Source organism: Desulfocicer vacuolatum DSM 3385, from assembly GCF_900176365.1.
Lineage (GTDB): Bacteria > Desulfobacterota > Desulfobacteria > Desulfobacterales > Desulfobacteraceae > Desulfocicer > Desulfocicer vacuolatum.
Map to the genome: position 1 here is coordinate 25,580 of NZ_FWXY01000015.1, position 17,408 is coordinate 42,987.

Here is a 17,408-nt window from a genome sequence, read left to right on the forward strand (position 1 = left end):
CTTAAAACCTATTGAAATGGTTTTTGAGTCGTTTAATCAAAAGTTCATCAGCATGCGAAGCGTATCTGTTATAACTTTTGATTGAAAGGTGAGCGCAGCTTTTCAATTTCAAGCTCCTTTAAAATACAAAAATATCATTTTGGCGTATCTTTTGGGGTATCGCTGAAGGGTGACATAAAGCAAGTATGTTTCTTAAATCCCGGAGACAGCTGGAACATCCCATCCAATGTAAAGCATAAAGCCGAGATAATTGAAGACTCTGTGGCCGTTGAGATTTTTTCACCATGCAGAGAGGATTACTTAAAATTTTTGAGTACCGACGATATCTGCTGACCTATCCAGTTCCTCTGGACAATGCAATTGGCGGGCCCACCCGCTTGGTGCCATCGAATATGTGTTGCTTTAATTTTTCATCAACATCAGAAAAACTGATAAACCTTGTTTTATTTTGGATGCATTGCGACAAAGCATATAAAATTAATAGCGGTTTATGAGGCGCTCTTTGTCCACTTCTCTTCCACATTGTGACTTTATCAAAAATAGATTTTATTGTAACCATATCCATGATTAATAATCAGCCCGCTCATGCCTGTCTAAAGCCTCAATTTTTTTATTATTTTAATCGATTCTTCTTTTTCTGTATGATATCCTTCAGCCAAAAGCGTATCCAGTTGTTTGTTCTTCATCTGTTTAATCCGAAGGGCCACCGAATCAGCTATCAGTTGACTTCTTTTTCGAGGACCTGCCATTTTTGTGAATTTCTGGACAAGCTCAACCGGCAATATAATATTTAGCTTGATTTTTCCAATATTCATGATTATTTCCTAATTTTTAAACGCACACATCATATGTATAAAAAAGAATGCTGTCAAGATTTTAAAAGGCACCATTAAAAAGGAGAACCGAACAATGACACGTATAAAAAATTCGGGACTAAATGTTCTATAAGTACCCACACATATATTCTTTAACATTCATTGGATAGATATTATTGATATTTCAATATTTTATTTTGAAAGATATGTGAAGAAACATACACTCGGGTACTTATATCCCCCACAGCGGTGGGGCGTTGCCGGTGCTGTAACACCTGACACGTCAAATGACTTTGAATATCCCTTCCGGCACCCAATACCATTTTCAATCTTCGTTGTGGGCAGAACCGGATCAAAATAAAATCTGCCCGTGGCAATTATTAAAAAGGAAATTATCATTTTATGCGTATCGCCACAACCCACACCAATACAGATTTTGATGCCTTGGCCTCTTTGGTGGCGGCCACTTTTTTGTATCCCGGAACCCTTGCGATTTTGCCCAGCCAAATTCGTCCCAATGTAAGGGCCTTTCTTTCACTACACCAGGATTTGTTTCATATCGTACCGCGCAAGGGTTTTGAATTGGACGCAGTGGAACAACTTGTTGTGGTGGATGCCAATAATTGGGGACGCTTGGATCGCATGAAAGAGTTAAAAAATCGGGATGGACTGAATATTCAGATATGGGATCATCACATGAAAGGCGGAAACATTAAAGCAAATTTTCTGCAAATTCAGAATATTGGAGCCAATGTCACCCAAATGCTCGAAACAATGAAGGCCCGGGACTGTGCCTTTTCACCCATGCATGCCACTTTGTTTCTTCTTGGGATTTACGACGATACCGGCAATCTGTCCTATCCGTCGGTGACTCCCAGAGATGCAGTCATCACAGGATTTTTACTTGAGAACGGAGCAGATTTAAACGTTGCATCTGCTTATCTTTTTTCCTCATTTGATGATGGCCAAACTGATATCCTGACCCAGATGCTGGGAGAAGATGAGGTGTTCAGCGTAGGGGGATTTCAAGTGGCCGTATGCAATGTGGGGCTTGAGTGTGGCTCAACCATGCTTGCCCCTGTTGTCACCAAATATAAAGAAATCAAAGGAGTAGATGCTGTTTTTGGGGTGTTCCAGCTGGACAGCCATAGCAGCATTGTCATTGCCCGAAGCGGGCATCCTGATTTGGATGTGGGGCAGATCATTCTAAGCCTTGGGGGAGGAGGACACCCCGCTGCGGGGTCAGCCATGATCAAATCCGGGGATGTATCCACCTTGTACACCCGGGTGTGTGATCTGGTGCAGGAGATGGATCGCCCCAAAATGACTGTTGAAAAAATTATGTCAGATAAGGGAAATTGCCTGGAACCAGATACGAAATTAGAAGAAGCTGCCACCATTCTGAAAAAGGAACGCCTTCATGCTGCTTTGGTTGTGGATAAAGGCAAATGTCTGGGCATTTTGAGTCAAGTGGAAATGAGTAAACTCAAACGCGCTTCCCAATTTGCCTCTCCAGTCAAGGCTTTTATGCGAAGGAATCTACCAACCATTGGCCCCGGGCAAGGAATTAAAGAAGCTTTGGAGCTTCTTTCTGATACTGGGGTCCCCCTGCTGCCGGTGCTCAGAAAGGGGGAGTTGATTGGCAAAGTAACAAGGACGGATTTAATGTTACAAATATACGATTTAACTTAAAAGACAGGTGGGGTGGCGACCGGATATTTACTACCAAGATTTTAACTTTTCTGTCGAGAAGCCCCCTTCCGAATCAAAAATTCGGAAAAAACATCGTAATCATTAAGAATCAAAATTAAAACCGTTTGTCATGGAAAATTCAGTTTCGCAACACCTCTATTTCTGGTACAGGGTGTTTTGATTGCAGTGCCGCCACCACAATTTTATGGAAGCATTTTTCAGCCGTTAACAGGTTGGCAATGGTGTTGCCGGTTTCCTGTGCTTTCTCATCATCGGCTTTATTGAGTAATGCCACACACTGCGAATCAGGGGCCTGGTTTTGGGCTTTTCGAATTTCAATGGCAAGCAGATCAGCCACGGCAGCTTCTGTGACAGGACTGTTCAAGGGAAGACCGGTTTTTTTTGAAAAAATTTTTGCCCGGTGGACATGGGTGTCGTCCAAAGGATGGCCAATGGCATCCAGACCGGCCACTATAATGAGGTACTTTGAAGTTTCAGGAACCACGGGTTCATGTTCAGCCGTGGCTTTCAACGGTTTGCGTGCAGCACCGTCCGCCTCAACAATGATCCAGTCAAACAGGCCGGATTGTTGAATTTGATCTATGATTTCAGGGGAAAATCCAACCAGTTTTTTAGTACGTTCATCAATCCTGCCGGCGGCAGACAGGTGATGATGATCTTGTAATTCAGCGGTAAACTTTTTGAGCAGGGTATCAATGGATTGTGTGACCAGGATTTTTTCAGATTGAGAAGGAGCAGGCATAAAAATTTTTGTGGTTGTGGTGGTTAATACCCTAAGGTTCAATGGGCTGGATTCAAGCTCTTTTGCCAGTTTGAACATCAGGGTTGTTTTTCCTCCTGCCCCGATAATTGAGATGATGCCTTTTTTCTTGAGTTCCAAAATGGAGTTAAGATCGGTCATGACAGTCTTCCTGGTGGCGTATGCTGCTCGGCCCTGTTTGGCCTTTGATGCAACGCAGTAGGTGGGCCAAAAGGCAAGCTGTTTCGTTTAAGTTATAAAATTTGCGGTCCTTAATTATATATTTTTAAAATCGCCTCAAGCACAGCCCCGCCAAGTGCCCTGGATTTGTCAGAAAGGGTATGGCAAAATGATACCTCACCCCTGGGGTCAATATCTCCAATCTTCTGCCCCCTTCCAACCCGGGTGCCCGGTTTGATCAACCCCCTGATTACCCCTGAAACTTTAGCCGTGACCGGATGTCCGGCCACCATGGCGACAACCTGCCCCTTTGTAACTGCCATGCCGATATCGTATTCAGATTCAAAGGTGCCGCCCATGGGAGCCCTTAATATCCGCTCCATGGTAAACCCGTCAATATTGCCGGGGATACCGGTATTGGTCAGGGCGGTCCCCTGATAAATCACCCGCCCCAGATTGTGGCCCCGGTGGGTTTCTATGACCATGTGCACATCCTTTCCAGCTTCAAATCCGGGTCCCAGGCCAATGACCAGGGGCGCTTCCCCAAGGGATGTACCAAGGTTTTTTTTGGCAATGGTGGCGTCAATCACCACATGGGGGGATAACTTTTTGATGGCATCCCACTTCGGATCCTTGAGCACGGCAATGTGATGCCTGTCCCAGGTGGATTTGATCCGGTTCAGATCCTCAATTTTTTCTGCTGTAACTCCCTCCACCACCTTTGTGTTGCAGTACAGGGCTTCACAAAAAGAGACACTTCTTCGTATGGCCAGGGGCGCATTTTTTTCCATCATGAACAGGTTTTGTATATTGGCCTGGAACAGGCGCCAGGCAATACCGGATGACTGCTCGCCCGCTCCCTTGATACCGATAATAAGATCACGTATTTTAATATTATTTAATTTCAAGTGGGCATCTCCCATTTTTTCTCATTTACTGAAGAACTGCCATGGGCAGACCGTATTGGGGATTTGGCCTGCCCACAACAAATATTGAAAAAGTGAGGTGCGATAGTACCCAGCACCCAGTAGCCAGCAGCCAGCACCCAGCACCCAGCACCCAGCACCCAGCACCCAGCACCCAGCACCCAGCACCCAGCGATCTTAATCGGATTCAATGCTTTTTTCAATGGCCGTAAAAATATTCTGGTACCCGGTGCACCGGCATAAATTTCCGGCATGGGCTTTTCGAATATCTCCAGGGCTGACATTTTTGCCCTTACATTTTTCCACAAAAGAGGTGGTGGCCATGATGAAACCCGGGGTGCAGAAACCGCATTGAACCGCCCCCTCATCCACATAGGCCTGCTGAACCTTTGACGGCTTGCCGTCCCTGGCTTCACCTTCCACCGTCCGGATCTGTTTTCCATCCGCCCACAGGGCAAGGTAAATGCAGGAATCCACCAGCACATCATCCACCATGACAGAGCAGGCACCGCACTCGCCCACACCGCATCCCTGCTTGAGGCCGATAAGCCCTAAATCTTCCCTGAGGACCTCGGCCAGTGATTTCCGGATATCAACCCTAAGTCTCCTTTCCCGGTCGTTAATAGTGAAAGAGATTTGTCTGAAATGTCCATCTGTCATGGTAATTCCTCCCCGGCCCGCTTCAATGCCTTGATTGTGGCCCTTTTTGCAAGTTCGGTGATGATATTCAACCGAAATTCTCTGGAAGCCCGCCAGGAGGTTCTGGGGGTCACCTCTTTGGTCACGGCTTGGGATATGTCCTCTATCAACCTGGATGACAGGGCCTGGCCCCTGGCCATATTTTCCGCCCTGGGGCAGCGCATGGGCACAGGCCCTGCCACACCAAAGGCAATACGATAATCCTGTAACCTGCCGTTTTTTGTTTTCAAATTAACGGCGCAGCCAATGGTGGCAATGTCCATGGCATTGCGCATGGCATATTTATAATAACAGCCAAACGCATGATCATGGTTTTCTGAAGAGATTTTAATGGCTGTGAGAACGTCTCCGTGTTTAAGGTCCACCTTGCCCGGACCCAGGTAAAAGTCTGCAATGGGAATGTCACGACTACCTTTAGAGCCCTTAACGGATACTACCGCATTCAGAGCAAATAAAGGCGAGGCGCTGTCAGCACTGGTGACGCCGTTGCAGATATTGCCGCCAATGGTGGCGATATTTCGAATCTGGGGGCCACCCACACTTTGTGCGGCATCCACAAGCATGGGGATATGGGTATTGATGATATCGGATTCAATCACCTGGGAAAAGACTGTACCCGAACCGATGACAATGGTGTTGTCCCCATCTTTTTTAATAAAATTCAGCTCTTTGAGGCCATGGATATCCACCAGGTGTGAAAATTGTTTTTTGCCTTCCCGAAGTTTGATCAATACATCAGTGCCGCCGGCGATGAGTTTTGCATCGGGGTTTTCCTTTAAAAGGGAGATGGCTTCTTTAACTGAACCGGCCTTTTTATGACTTGAAATGTCAAACATTATCGCCTCCTTTTTCATCAATAAGGCCATGGTCTTTGAATGCGGTGAACAGGGTGTGGGGGGACAGGGGTAAAGAGTTGATGCAAAGTCCTGTGGCATCCAGAACGGCATTTCTGATGGCCGGAGGGGGTGAAATCACGGGGGGTTCCCCTAAAGCCTTATTGCCGTAAGCCGAAGTTGGTTCAAATGTTTCCACAAAATCATGGTGAATGGGGGGCACATCGGTAAATGTGGGGAATTTATAATCCAGTAAATTATTATTGTATATATATCCCGTCTTTGGATCAATGAGCAGCTCTTCGGAAAGGGCCGCTCCAATGCCCATGAAGGCGCCGCCGTGGATCTGCCCCCCGGACTGGACCGGATTGATGATCACCCCGGAGTCGTGGACACTGATCATCCGGTTGATTTTAATTTTACAAAGGGGGATGTTTACTGTGATATCCACAAAGGTACAGCCAAACACCGGGGCGTTTGTGGTGGCTTTAAAAGAGGCTTCAGCCGTAAGCTGGCAGCCACGCTCCTTGTGATAAAAGCTGTCAATGGCCAGGGTTTTCATATCCATGACCTGTGCGCTTTTACGGGTATCCACGATATTACCGTCCACAATATCCAGGCCGGCAACATCGATATCTGTCATGACTGCGGCATGGTCCAGTATTTTTTCCCGAAGATCCGTAGCTGCCCTGAACACGGCATTGCTCACCACATAGGCCTGTCTTGAAGCATAGGCCCCGGTATCAAAGGGAGTGACATCGGTATCCTGGGCCTGGACCACCAGGACATTTTCATAGGGAAAAGAGAGGGTCTGGGCCACCATCTGGGCCACCACCGTGTCGGACCCCTGCCCGATTTCAGTGGCACCCACCATGACATGGACCGTGCCGTCCTGATTCAGGGCGATTCTTGCACCTGCAATTTCAACACACACAGGATAGGTGCCCGAGGCATAACTTAAGCAGGCCAGGCCCAGCCCTTTTCGCACCGGTCCGGTTTTAAATTTTTCATACTCTTTCTTTTTTTCACCCCAGCCAATAAAGTCTCTGCCCTTTATCAGACAATCGGCAAGGCCGCAGCTGAGTATTTCTTTGCCGGACAACAGATTTATATCACCCTGGCGGGCAACATTTTTCAGCCTGAATTCAACGGAATCCATGCCTATTTTCCTGGCCGCATCCTCTGTGGCGCATTCAAGGGCGTAGATGATCTGGGGCGATCCATAGGCTCTCATGGCTCCCGCCACCGGCGTATTGGCATAAAGGGTCCGTGCATGGAAGGAGGTTGCTGCCCTGGGATATAATGAGCTTTGCTTACTGCCGCCGGCAGCTGCAACGGAATGGCCGTGGGAGGCATATGCGCCGGTGATGGAAATGGCATCCATGTGCCTGGCCACAATGGTACCGTCATTCATAACACCTGTTTTAACATCAATATAAAAGGGGTGCCGGGTCCGGGTGCCGATAATACATTCCTCCCGGGACAGGTTGATCTGAACGGCCCTGCCATTCAGTTTAAGGGTCAAAAAAGCCACCATGGGCTCTAAAATAACATCCTGCTTATTGCCGAACCCTCCGCCGACAAATGGTTTTATCACCCGGATACGGCTCAAGGGAATATTGAGAACCTCTCCCACAATTCGACGTGCAATATGGGGAATCTGGGTGGATGAAACAATGACAATCTTATCAAGATCATCCATGTAGGCATGGGAAATATGATTTTCAATATGACAATGTTGGACCATGGCGGTGCGAAAACTGCCCTCAACCACATGATCGGCCTTTTCAAAGGCCTGATCCACGTCATTGCCAAAGGTATAGGTGTGTTCACCCACAATATTGGATGACCCTTCATGGATCTGCCTTGCATTTTCTTCCAGGATATCTTCAGGAAGGATAAGGGGCTGATACTCATCATAGGAGACCTCAATAAGTTTGAGTGCTTCATTGGCCACCAGTTCGTTCTGGGCCACGACAATGGCGATTTCATCTCCCATGAACCGGACATCCCGGGTCAGCAGAAGACGGTCTGCCGCATCCTTATGATCCTCTGTCAGGGCCAGGGGGTGACCGGCGGTGGGAAATTTATTTTCAGGAACGTCTTTATAGGTGAATACGGCATGGACACCGTCAAGATTTTCAGCCTTCTTAGTATTTATGGCGGTCACCCGGCCATGGGCAATGCTACTTCTGAAATATTTTGCCACCAGCATATCCGGATGATAAAAATCTTCGGTGTATTTTGCACGCCCGGTGACCTTGGCCATTGCATCAACACGATTTACTGATTTACCGACTGCCATGATTGACCTGCCTTTCATAAATAACAGCGCTACAGTTTAATGCTCCTTTGGACCGCAAATTTTATTCTCCAATCCATAAGCTATCAAGTTTGATAACTTATGTAAAAGTTTTTTATCAATCACCCGGCCGGTGACCTCTGCGTTGTCCAAAAGACAAATTCCTCCTACTGCACGGTCAAAACTTGATTTTAGGATTGCCGATTTCCAAAAATGCCGTGGTGAAATACTCTTCGCAATCTATCATCCTAAATCTTAGCCTTGACTATGCACTACCCTCCACAAAGGGGACATGTCGGTAACCGACTCATTACGTCCTCGCCATATCCTTCCAAGCTGATAAAGTCTATCTCAACATAGTTTGAATACACACACAGCCCCGCTGAACAGGATCAACACATACCCTGACAAAGTTCAGCATCAGGCTGGATGAGATACACCACACCAACAAGAAGGAGAACACCATGCTGAAAAGATTTCTGAAAGTAGGCCAATCAAATATCAATTCTGTAATAGACCAGTTGGAAGATCCCATAAAAATGACAGAACAAGGCATAAGGGATCTCAAAAAAGACCTCCAAGCAGCCATGGAGAGTCTGGCTCAGGTAAAAGCCATGGCCATGAGAACCAGAAAAGAAGCCAATGCAAAACAAAGACCTTGATACGAATTACCTGTTTAATGTTGGAGTTAACGCTGGCTATTGCAACCATTGTTAATCTACGAGCGAGCATCAACGCCTTCATTCAGCCGCTTTTCAACGGCATTGCAGATGAATTTTGACCTATCAAGCCCTTTTTGGTCTTTAAGAGCTTCGCCAACTCTATTTAACAAATCAACAGGGATCATAACATTAATTCGCTTTTTAGGGCGGTATGCTTCCATTGCTTTTTCCGTAGGCGTCACAGGAAAAACAAGCTCACCCTCTTTTGCCTCTGCTTGAATTGCCTCAAATCCTCTTGGCTCCTGATACTCACGCCCTTTACGTCCAAAAACCAACATGGCACTTAATGCGTCCATAGCCATTTCAAGAGCTTCATCAATATCCTTCCCACTGGTATTCACTGACAGTGCATCTGGGAACCGGACACCCCATTCGTCTTCCATTGGATAAAAAATTGCATAATATCGTTGCATGATAATCCCCGTTTGAGCTTTATTTGTCTGCTTGTTTTAATATTGTTTTGGCTAATATCTCTTTGACGTTTGAATGCCTTGGCACAGTAAATCTATAACCATTTTTGCTTTCCCATATTTCATGATTAGCACCTTCACCGATGAAAAAAGCCCCCTTCTTCTTGATCTTTTTGATCAGTTCATTTTTTTTCATGTGCCCCCTTTTCTCATAACTATATTTATACATACGTGTGTAAATCTTGTCAATATTTTTTCCTTGCTCTATGTCTGTAAAAATTCTGGTTATTTTTATTGACCTGGCAACAGCCGTGTCAGAGTTTGGCGCTGCTGAAAGCATATTTGATCCCGCGCCCAAGAAGACTTTTAGGGCCGTCATCCTCAAAGAGCTGTACGTGGGACGATCCACCAATAACTACGGTTATCTGACGGCTATAATGAAGGCTGAAGGGGTGGTGGCTGTGATGGTAGGCAAACAGACCGAAATGCGAATGTACCGAAATATAGACAACGTTGATGATCAAAAAATAATGATGACATCGACCACGCAAATCGCAAACCATTTGATCTTTTCATGATTCAGGAGTACGGTGACCCTTGAAACCAATGGACTGGATCAAAATGGGAGGAGCTGTCTTGGGTAATCAAACTGTGGTCAAGAATAATTTTGCTGTAGTCTCACCCAACTTTTCATTCATGGCTGAATATGACGAAACCTTGTATAAATGTGCCATCCAAGCCGAAAGGTTCATCTTTGAAGATCCCAACACAACTCTATACAAACTGCGACAATTTGGTGAACTCCTGGCCCAAAACATTGCCGCAAGAACAGGGATCAACATCACCCCTGAAGACAATGCTTTCAGAACCATTCAAAAGCTTGAAGATAACGGTGTCCTGACGCCAAAAGCGACTCAGATATTGCACAGCATCAGAAAAACGGGCAACCAAGCGGTACATGAAATGAAGGGTGACCCGAGTGAAGCCCTTCATTGCCTTAGAATGGCAAGGGAACTGGCCATCTGGTTCCATAAGTCCTTTTCTACTTCACCTGATGCCAATCTGGGACCATTCATCCCCCCGCCAAATCCAAAAGAAGCTGAAACAGACCTGGCCAAAGAGCTTGATCAACTCAGAAAACAGCTTGCCAAAACAGAAAAAAGTGGCATCAAAGCGGCTGAAAAAAGGAAAATTGCAGAAGAAAAGGCCAAAGCCTTATATGAGGACCTTTCAGCTGCCATCTCCCTTGCCCAAGAGACAGAGGAACAACGGGATGAGGATAAGAAACTCTATGAGGAATACATTTCTGAACTGATCGCACAAAACGTGAAACAGCCTGTTGACCTTGCCAATACCAAGAAAAAGGCTGACAAGGCTGACAAGGAAATCGCCCTCAACGAAGCAGATACCAGAAAGATCATAGACCAACAGCTCAGGGATGCTGGCTGGGAAGCAGACACCCAAAATCTTACTTACAAAAAGGGAATTCGTCCTCAGAAGGGAAAAAATATTGCCATCAGCGAGTGGCCAACATCAAAAGGACGCGCAGACTATGTCTTTTTTGTCGGGCTTACAGCAATTGCCATTGTTGAAGCCAAGAAAAAAGCTCTGGATGTTTCCAGTGCCATAGAACAGTCAAAAAGGTACAGCATTGAATTTCAAACTGGTGAAGGATGGGAAACAGCCGGTGGGCCATGGGAAAAATACAAGATCCCCTTTCTCTTTGCGACCAATGGACGCCCCTTCCTGAGGCAGCTGAAGACCAAAAGTGGTATCTGGTTCCTGGATGGCAGACGATCTACCAACCTTGGTCGCAGCCTGGAAAGCTGGTACACCCCAGAAGGACTCAAAGGTCTTCTCACCATAGATGCAAAAGCCTCTGAGGGAAAGCTTGCAACAGAACCCACTGACTACCTGGGTCTCAGGGACTATCAATTAGATGCCATCAAAGCTGTGGAAAAGGCAATTTCTGAAGACAAACAGGCCATCATGCTTGCCATGGCAACTGGCACAGGAAAAACCAGGACCTGCATAGGACTCACATATCGCCTGGTCAAAGCCAAACGATTCAGGCGTATCCTGTTTCTTGTGGATCGTACCTCCCTTGGTGAACAGGCACAAGATGCTTTTAATGATGTAAAGCTGGAAAACCTTCAATCCTTTGCTGATATCTATGACATCAAAGAACTGGGGGATGTCAAGCCAGAGGATGACACAAGGCTTCACGTTGCAACCATCCAGGGAATGGTAAGGCGTATCTTGTTCCCGGCAGACAACACCCCTCCCCTTCCCGTTGATCAATACGATTGCATTGTTGTGGATGAGTGTCATCGTGGATACTCCCTTGACCGTGATATGACAGAAGGTGAACTGGTTTTCCGCAGTGAAAAGGACTATATTTCCAAATACACAAGGGTCCTGGACCACTTTGACGCTGTCAAGGTCGGTCTTACGGCAACACCAGCTCTGCACACCACAGAAATTTTTGGCGAGCCAGTCTATACCTATTCGTACCGTCAAGCTGTCATTGATGGCTACTTGATTGACCATGCCCCTCCTATTGGCATCAAAACAAACCTGAATACCAAGGGAATCACTTGGGAAAAAGATGATGAGATGCAGGTGTACGATAAATCCACAGACCAAGTAAACATTGTCAACGCCCCTGATGAAATCACCATGGAAGTAGATAAGTTCAATACCCAAGTCATCACTGAATCTTTCAACAGGGTGGTTTGTGAGGAATTGGCAAACCACATAGATCCGGGTCTGGAAGGAAAAACCCTTATATTCTGTGCCACTGACAACCATGCAGATTTGGTGGTGGATCTGTTAAAAAAGGCTTTCAAGGATGCATATGGTGAGGTGGATGATAATGCTGTGGTCAAAATAACAGCCGCTGCCCACAAACCGCTCAATTTGATCAGGCGCTATAAAAACGAAAGACTCCCCTCAGTGGCGGTAACCGTTGATCTTCTCACAACGGGAATAGATGTGCCGGAAATCGTCAACATTGTTTTCATAAGACGAGTTAAAAGCAGAATACTCTATGAACAGATGCTTGGAAGGGCCACCAGGCTTTGTGAAGATATTGGCAAAGAACATTTCAAGATATATGATGCCGTAAAGCTCTATGAAGCCTTGGAACCTTATTCCACCATGAAGCCGGTGGTTGTGAACCCCAGTATCAGTTTCACACAACTCATTTCTGAACTTACTGCAACGGTCAATGAAGACCATCTCAATGAGATCAAAGATCAAATAATTGCCAAACTCCAGCGGAAAAAACGTAATCTCAAGGATGAAGACAAAGAGACCTTTAAAGGCTTAACCCAAATGGGGATAGAAGATGCCATAACCAAAATCCAGTCGTCTTCTGGAACAGAGGCCAAAAAATGGTTCTCAGATCTCCCAGAGATTGGTGAGTTCCTGGACAATGCCAAAGCCATGATCAAAAATGCAGCATACCTCATCTCTGAGCATGATGATAAGGTGATAGAGGTAGAATATGGGTATGGAGATCATGAAAAACCCCAGGACTATCTTGAATCCTTTGAAGAATATATCAAAACCAACAAGAACCACATCCCCGCCCTTATGACAGTCCTCACAAAGCCAAGGGATCTGACCCGTAAAGACTTAAAGGAGCTCAAGTTTTTGCTGGACAAAGAGGGGTATTCTGTGACAAATCTCAGGTTTGCCTGGAAGGGTGCAACCAACGAGGACATTGCCGCTTCCATCATTGGTTTTGTAAGGCGTATGGCTTTGGGAACACCGCTGATCCCCTATGAGGAAAGGGTGCAACGGGCAATCAAAAAGATATTGGCCAGCAGACCCTGGAAAGAGCCCCAGCGAAAATGGCTTGACCGCATTGGCAAACAACTCTTAAAAGAGACCATTGTGGACAAAGAGGCCCTGAACAAAGGGCAGTTCAGGACGCAAGGTGGTTTTAACAGGCTCAACAAGATATTTGACGGAAAAATGGAAGAGGTCCTGGATGAGATCGGTGAAGAACTCTGGCAGGATGCGGCTTCTGCATAAGCTTTTGCTTGCATAAAGGATTATTGGAAACACATGGCAACAACCCAGGATATAGTTCAAAAACTTTGGAATCTGTGTAATGTTCTCCGGGACGATGGTATCACCTATCACCAGTATGTCACAGAACTCACCTACCTTTTGTTTCTCAAGATGGTCAAGGAGACTGACAAAGAAATACAAATCCCTGAAGGCTACAGATGGGATGACCTTAAGGAAAAAGATGGGGTCGAACAACTTGATTTCTACAGAATCATGCTGGTTCGTCTTGGTAGTGAGGGTTCTGACCGAGTTCAGGCCATCTTTGCCAATGCAACCACCACCCTGAGACAGCCCAAAAACCTTCAAAAACTGGTACAAAGCATCAACGATATCGACTGGTACAGCGCCAGGGAAGAAGGGCTTGGCAATCTCTATGAGGGCCTTCTTGAAAAGAATGCAAATGAAAAGAAAAGCGGTGCAGGGCAATACTTCACCCCCAGGGTTCTCATCCAAACCATGGTCAATCTTGTGCAACCCAAGGCTGGTGAACTGATCCAGGACCCGGCAGCGGGTACGGGTGGTTTCCTTCTTGTTGCGGACAAATATATCAAGGATCAAACTGATGACCTTTTTGATCTGTCAGAGGCTCAACAAAACTTTCAGAGGCAAAAGGCTTTCAGCGGGGTTGAACTTGTACCTGATACCCATAAGCTTGCCCTCATGAACATGGCCCTCCATGATATTGAAGGTCCCATTGTCTCCGGTGACACCCTGAGTCCCACGGGTTCCCGCCTTGGCAAGGTGGATGTGATCCTGACCAACCCTCCCTTTGGCACCAAAAAAGGGGGTGGTAAGCCCTCCAGGGACGACTTCACCTTTCCCACAAGTAACAAGCAATTGGCCTTTCTCCAGCACATATACAGAGCACTGAAGCCCGGTGGTAGAGCTGCGGTTGTTTTGCCGGATAACGTCCTGTTTGAGGATAATACCGGTCAGGATATCCGGGAAGACCTGATGGATAAATGCAACCTGCATACTATTCTACGACTTCCCACAGGAATCTTCTATGCCCACGGGGTAAAGACCAATGTTCTTTTCTTTTCAAGGGGTAAAACCGATAAGGGCAACACCAAGAAGGTTTGGGTCTATGATCTCAGGACCAACATGCCCTCCTTTGGCAAAAGAACACCTTTGACCAGAGAACATTTCAAAGAGTTTGAGGATGCTTTTGGTGATGATCCCACGGGTAAGAGCAAGAGGAGCGATCAAAGAGAAGACGGTCGGTTCAGATGCTTCTCCCGAAAAGAAATCAAAGCCCGTGGGGATAATCTTGACATCTCCTGGTTGCAGGATGAAAGTAATGGGAATGGTGAGGCGCTGCCGAAACCGGATGTACTCGCTGCTGAGATCTTGGATCAACTGCGGATAGCAATGGAAGAAATAGAAGAGTTATCAGAAATGCTGGGGAATGGAAATGAATTATAATGGGTAAAAACAAATCTCTATTGCCTTCGGGATGGACCGTTTCCAAGTTCGGGGATATTGTAAAAGTTCAAGGTGGATATGCTTTCAAAGCAAAAAAATTCACAGATTCTGGGGTACCTGTGATTCGCATAGGAGATCTTCGAGATGGCAACGTAACAGTCTCAGAAAAGACAGCGTTCCTACCATCAGAAACACTGGAAAATCACCCGACAGTCCAACTAAAAAAGGAGGATATATTGATGGCGCTTTCCGGTGCAACCACTGGAAAGAACGCAATCTTTGACTTGGATACACCTGCACTTTTGAATCAACGAGTTGGCAGATTCCTTCCGTATTCATCAGAAAACATAAACAATGGGTTCTTGAAATTTTTAATCAAAAAGGTAAGTGAAGGTGTATTGGAGCAAGCTTGGGGAGGAGCTCAACCCAATGTCAGCCCAACAACCATCGAAAGCAACTCTATCTCAATCCCCCCACTCAACGAACAAAAACGCATTGCCGACAAAATAGAAGCCCTCCAGGCCAAAAGCAACAAGGCAAAAAAAGCGCTGGAGACAGCCAAACCACTTCTGGACAAACTAAGGCAATCAATCCTGGCAGCAGCTTTCCGTGGAGATCTGACCGCAGAATGGCGCAAGAAGAACCCTGATGTCGAGCCCGCTTCTATTCTGCTTGAACGTATCCGAGTGGAACGCCGCAAGAGATGGGAAGAAACCGAACTGGCCAAGATGAAGGCCAAAGGTAAGGAGCCTAAAAACGACAAGTGGAAGGCCAAATATAAAGTGCCTGAACCGGTTGATGCTACTGGTTTGCCGGAGTTGGCGGAGGGATGGTGTTGGACAAGACTTGATGATATTGGAACTTGGTCTGGTGGAGGGACACCGAGTAAGAATGTTTCCTCATACTGGGAAAATGGCAATATCCCTTGGATTACGCCCAAAGATATGAAAAAACTATTTGTTTCAAATTCCATAGATAAAATCACAGCAAGTGCTGTCAAAGAATCATCTGCAAAAATAATAGCAGAGGGATCTCTTCTGTTTGTTGTAAGAAGTGGAATCTTAAGAAGAATCTTGCCTCTATGTACAAATACAGTTCAAACAACAGTAAACCAAGATCTCAAAGCTTTGACTCCAGTTTCTTCTTTAGCTGTTGAATTCTTACTCTATGCTGCATTAGCAGTTGAAGGTAAGATTCGGCATCAGTGTGCAAAAAGTGGGACAACCGTTGAAAGCATTGATTTCAAAAAGTTAAAAAATTTTATAATACCATTACCCCCCAATGGAGAGCAACTAAAGATTGTTAAAAGAATTGATCAAGGATTTCTTAGCATTGAAAAGATAAGTACATCTTTGATTTCAAGTGAAGATCGGATTTGTTCTTTGAATAAATCTATCCTTGCCAAAGCCTTCCGGGGAGAACTTGTCCCCCAAGACCCAACAGACGAGCCAGCGTCAGCCCTCCTTGACCGTATCAAAGCGGAACGTGAAGCCATGACGTCAAAAAAGAAAATAACAAAAAAACGAAAACAATCTACTTGACGTCAACTATAATAACTGTAGGTCCAGCAACGTCTGAGCCTGCTTTCTTCCATAACCGCCTAAGTCCAGGGAATCGACATGCAAAGAAAAAAATTCGGAAAAACCATCAGAATCTTTCTCATGGACAGCATCCCGGACGGAAGAATGGCCTGTGAATTGTCAAACTGGTCAGGAAAAGCCTACAAGATCCCCAGAGGAATGATCAAGGAATGTTCTGATCGACCTGAACTGAATAGCACCGGGGTCTAGCTGCTTTTCGGTAGAGACGAAGAAGGAACATCAAAGAATGTGGTCTACATAGGTGAAGCGGAAAATATCTACAAAAGACTGACCCAACACCTTAATCAAAAAGACTTCTGGCATGAAGCTGTTGTGTTCATCAGCAAAGATGATAACCTGAATAAGGCCCACATCAAATATCTGGAACACAGGATGCACGCGATGGCATGTGAGGCAGATAGATTCGGTATCACCAATAGCTCAGTCCCCACTCTCTCCTCCATCTCAGAGCCAGACATGGCAGAAATGGAAGAATTCTTAGATAATGCCACAATGATGGTGTCCATCCTTGGTTACAAACTTTTCAAAGAGTTAAGGAAAGAGGAAGATAAGACAGGACATCAATTTCATATACATGCTGCAAGAGGCGCTAACGCCACAGGAGAATCAACATCGGAAGGATTTGTGGTCTTCAAAGGGACTATCATTGCAAAAAACATGTGGATTCGTGCCCGACATCTATACTCAAGCTCAGGCAGAGGCTAATGGATCAGAATGTCATTGTGGAGGAAAACGGAAAACTCATCTTAGCGTCAGATTACCTTTTCTCCAGCCCTTCCACTGCCGCCGGTATAGTCATGGGAAGAAGTGCCAATGGTCTGATAGAGTGGAAAACCAAAGATGGTAAAACCCTGAAGAACATAGAGAATGAATGATTATCCCACCCCCCCTACCCTTTAGAAATAAGTTACAAGGTAATCATCATGAACAACCAGTTAAACTTGGAGACATATGTAAAATAAA

At 45.7% G+C, this 17,408-nt stretch carries 18 protein-coding genes; 9 read left to right on the top strand and 9 right to left on the bottom strand.

The window, feature by feature from the left end; translation table 11 throughout:
• Positions 1-334: 334 nt before the first annotated feature.
• The gene (locus tag B9A32_RS21800; RefSeq protein WP_084070004.1) at positions 335-565 is read right to left on the bottom strand and encodes a phosphorothioated DNA-binding restriction endonuclease family protein; all 231 of its coding nucleotides are present in this window, start codon (positions 563-565) and stop codon (positions 335-337) included.
• A 28-nt stretch (positions 566-593) separates the two neighbouring features.
• Complete coding sequence (locus B9A32_RS13640; protein WP_084070005.1) at positions 594-815, bottom strand: hypothetical protein; 222 nt, start codon at positions 813-815, stop codon at positions 594-596.
• Between the two features lie 402 nt (positions 816-1,217).
• On the opposite strand from B9A32_RS13640, the gene B9A32_RS13645 reads away from it, so the two are divergent.
• The gene (locus B9A32_RS13645; RefSeq protein WP_084070006.1) at positions 1,218-2,507 is read left to right on the top strand and encodes a CBS domain-containing protein; all 1,290 of its coding nucleotides are present in this window, start codon (positions 1,218-1,220) and stop codon (positions 2,505-2,507) included.
• A 139-nt stretch (positions 2,508-2,646) separates the two neighbouring features.
• Here the strand turns inward: B9A32_RS13645 and yqeC are convergent, their stop codons facing one another.
• The 5 genes from yqeC to xdhA all read right to left on the bottom strand — a co-directional run bounded on the left by yqeC (position 2,647) and on the right by xdhA (position 8,210).
• Positions 2,647-3,429, bottom strand: coding sequence for a selenium cofactor biosynthesis protein YqeC (gene yqeC / locus B9A32_RS13650; protein WP_084070007.1), 783 nt, complete (start codon positions 3,427-3,429; stop codon positions 2,647-2,649).
• A 110-nt stretch (positions 3,430-3,539) separates the two neighbouring features.
• Positions 3,540-4,355, bottom strand: a complete 816-nt coding sequence (gene yqeB / locus B9A32_RS13655) for a selenium-dependent molybdenum cofactor biosynthesis protein YqeB (RefSeq protein ID WP_232367163.1) — start codon at positions 4,353-4,355, stop codon at positions 3,540-3,542.
• A 195-nt stretch (positions 4,356-4,550) separates the two neighbouring features.
• On the bottom strand, positions 4,551-5,033 hold the full coding sequence (gene xdhC / locus B9A32_RS13660) for a xanthine dehydrogenase subunit XdhC (RefSeq protein ID WP_084070009.1): 483 nt from the start codon (positions 5,031-5,033) through the stop codon (positions 4,551-4,553).
• Positions 5,030-5,908 (bottom strand): xanthine dehydrogenase subunit XdhB, encoded by an 879-nt coding sequence (xdhB, locus tag B9A32_RS13665; RefSeq protein WP_084070010.1) that lies wholly within the window; start codon positions 5,906-5,908, stop codon positions 5,030-5,032. Before xdhB ends, xdhC begins: the two co-directional genes overlap by 4 nt.
• On the bottom strand, positions 5,901-8,210 hold the full coding sequence (xdhA, locus tag B9A32_RS13670; protein ID WP_084070086.1) for a xanthine dehydrogenase subunit XdhA: 2,310 nt from the start codon (positions 8,208-8,210) through the stop codon (positions 5,901-5,903). The genes xdhB and xdhA overlap by 8 nt, the downstream gene beginning before the upstream one ends.
• A 461-nt stretch (positions 8,211-8,671) precedes the next feature.
• On the opposite strand from xdhA, the gene B9A32_RS13675 reads away from it, so the two are divergent.
• Positions 8,672-8,869, top strand: coding sequence for a PspA/IM30 family protein (locus tag B9A32_RS13675; RefSeq protein WP_084070011.1), 198 nt, complete (start codon positions 8,672-8,674; stop codon positions 8,867-8,869).
• Positions 8,870-8,925: 56 nt separating this feature from the next.
• Here the strand turns inward: B9A32_RS13675 and B9A32_RS13680 are convergent, their stop codons facing one another.
• Both B9A32_RS13680 and B9A32_RS21380 read right to left on the bottom strand, forming a co-directional pair.
• Positions 8,926-9,342: a type II toxin-antitoxin system HicB family antitoxin gene (locus B9A32_RS13680; protein WP_084070012.1), complete on the bottom strand. Its 417-nt coding sequence runs from the start codon at positions 9,340-9,342 to the stop codon at positions 8,926-8,928.
• A gap of 19 nt (positions 9,343-9,361) precedes the next feature.
• A complete protein-coding gene (locus tag B9A32_RS21380; protein WP_170923829.1) occupies positions 9,362-9,535 on the bottom strand; it encodes a type II toxin-antitoxin system HicA family toxin in 174 nt (57 codons plus the stop codon).
• 70 nt (positions 9,536-9,605) lie between these two features.
• Between B9A32_RS21380 and B9A32_RS21385 the strand changes: the two genes are divergently transcribed.
• The 7 genes from B9A32_RS21385 (at position 9,606) to B9A32_RS21815 (ending at position 17,320) form a co-directional block, all read left to right on the top strand.
• Entirely contained in the window at positions 9,606-9,917 is a 312-nt protein-coding gene (locus B9A32_RS21385) for a hypothetical protein (RefSeq protein ID WP_212637941.1), read from the top strand.
• A 58-nt stretch (positions 9,918-9,975) separates the two neighbouring features.
• Positions 9,976-13,380, top strand: coding sequence for a type I restriction-modification system endonuclease (gene hsdR, locus B9A32_RS13695; protein WP_212637942.1), 3,405 nt, complete (start codon positions 9,976-9,978; stop codon positions 13,378-13,380).
• A gap of 33 nt (positions 13,381-13,413) precedes the next feature.
• Positions 13,414-14,844, top strand: a complete 1,431-nt coding sequence (locus B9A32_RS13700) for a class I SAM-dependent DNA methyltransferase (protein WP_084070015.1) — start codon at positions 13,414-13,416, stop codon at positions 14,842-14,844.
• The gene (locus tag B9A32_RS13705) at positions 14,844-16,385 is read left to right on the top strand and encodes a restriction endonuclease subunit S (RefSeq protein ID WP_084070016.1); all 1,542 of its coding nucleotides are present in this window, start codon (positions 14,844-14,846) and stop codon (positions 16,383-16,385) included. Before B9A32_RS13700 ends, B9A32_RS13705 begins: the two co-directional genes overlap by 1 nt.
• A 78-nt stretch (positions 16,386-16,463) precedes the next feature.
• Positions 16,464-16,634, top strand: coding sequence for a hypothetical protein (locus tag B9A32_RS21805; RefSeq protein ID WP_212637943.1), 171 nt, complete (start codon positions 16,464-16,466; stop codon positions 16,632-16,634).
• Between the two features lie 39 nt (positions 16,635-16,673).
• Complete coding sequence (locus B9A32_RS21810; RefSeq protein ID WP_212637944.1) at positions 16,674-17,150, top strand: GIY-YIG nuclease family protein; 477 nt, start codon at positions 16,674-16,676, stop codon at positions 17,148-17,150.
• Complete coding sequence (locus B9A32_RS21815) at positions 17,150-17,320, top strand: DUF4357 domain-containing protein (protein ID WP_212637945.1); 171 nt, start codon at positions 17,150-17,152, stop codon at positions 17,318-17,320. The genes B9A32_RS21810 and B9A32_RS21815 overlap by 1 nt, the downstream gene beginning before the upstream one ends.
• The last annotated feature ends 88 nt before the right edge of the window (positions 17,321-17,408 follow it).

Excerpts from the sequence above, each read along its gene's own strand:
- B9A32_RS21800 (WP_084070004.1), bottom strand. The coding sequence starts at position 565 with ATGGATATGGTTACAATAAAATCTATTTTTGATAAAGTCACAATGTGG.
- xdhB (WP_084070010.1), bottom strand. The coding sequence starts at position 5,908 with ATGTTTGACATTTCAAGTCATAAAAAGGCCGGTTCAGTTAAAGAAGCC.
- B9A32_RS21380 (WP_170923829.1), bottom strand. The coding sequence starts at position 9,535 with ATGAAAAAAAATGAACTGATCAAAAAGATCAAGAAGAAGGGGGCTTTT.
- B9A32_RS13645 (WP_084070006.1), top strand. The coding sequence starts at position 1,218 with ATGCGTATCGCCACAACCCACACCAATACAGATTTTGATGCCTTGGCC.
- B9A32_RS21815 (WP_212637945.1), top strand. The coding sequence starts at position 17,150 with ATGGATCAGAATGTCATTGTGGAGGAAAACGGAAAACTCATCTTAGCG.
- xdhC (WP_084070009.1), bottom strand. The coding sequence starts at position 5,033 with ATGACAGATGGACATTTCAGACAAATCTCTTTCACTATTAACGACCGG.
- xdhA (WP_084070086.1), bottom strand. The coding sequence starts at position 8,210 with ATGGCAGTCGGTAAATCAGTAAATCGTGTTGATGCAATGGCCAAGGTC.
- B9A32_RS13705 (WP_084070016.1), top strand. The coding sequence starts at position 14,844 with ATGGGTAAAAACAAATCTCTATTGCCTTCGGGATGGACCGTTTCCAAG.
- B9A32_RS13675 (WP_084070011.1), top strand. The coding sequence starts at position 8,672 with ATGCTGAAAAGATTTCTGAAAGTAGGCCAATCAAATATCAATTCTGTA.
- B9A32_RS13680 (WP_084070012.1), bottom strand. The coding sequence starts at position 9,342 with ATGCAACGATATTATGCAATTTTTTATCCAATGGAAGACGAATGGGGT.
- yqeC (WP_084070007.1), bottom strand. The coding sequence starts at position 3,429 with ATGACCGATCTTAACTCCATTTTGGAACTCAAGAAAAAAGGCATCATC.
- B9A32_RS13700 (WP_084070015.1), top strand. The coding sequence starts at position 13,414 with ATGGCAACAACCCAGGATATAGTTCAAAAACTTTGGAATCTGTGTAAT.
- B9A32_RS21805 (WP_212637943.1), top strand. The coding sequence starts at position 16,464 with ATGCAAAGAAAAAAATTCGGAAAAACCATCAGAATCTTTCTCATGGAC.
- B9A32_RS13640 (WP_084070005.1), bottom strand. The coding sequence starts at position 815 with ATGAATATTGGAAAAATCAAGCTAAATATTATATTGCCGGTTGAGCTT.
- B9A32_RS21385 (WP_212637941.1), top strand. The coding sequence starts at position 9,606 with ATGTCTGTAAAAATTCTGGTTATTTTTATTGACCTGGCAACAGCCGTG.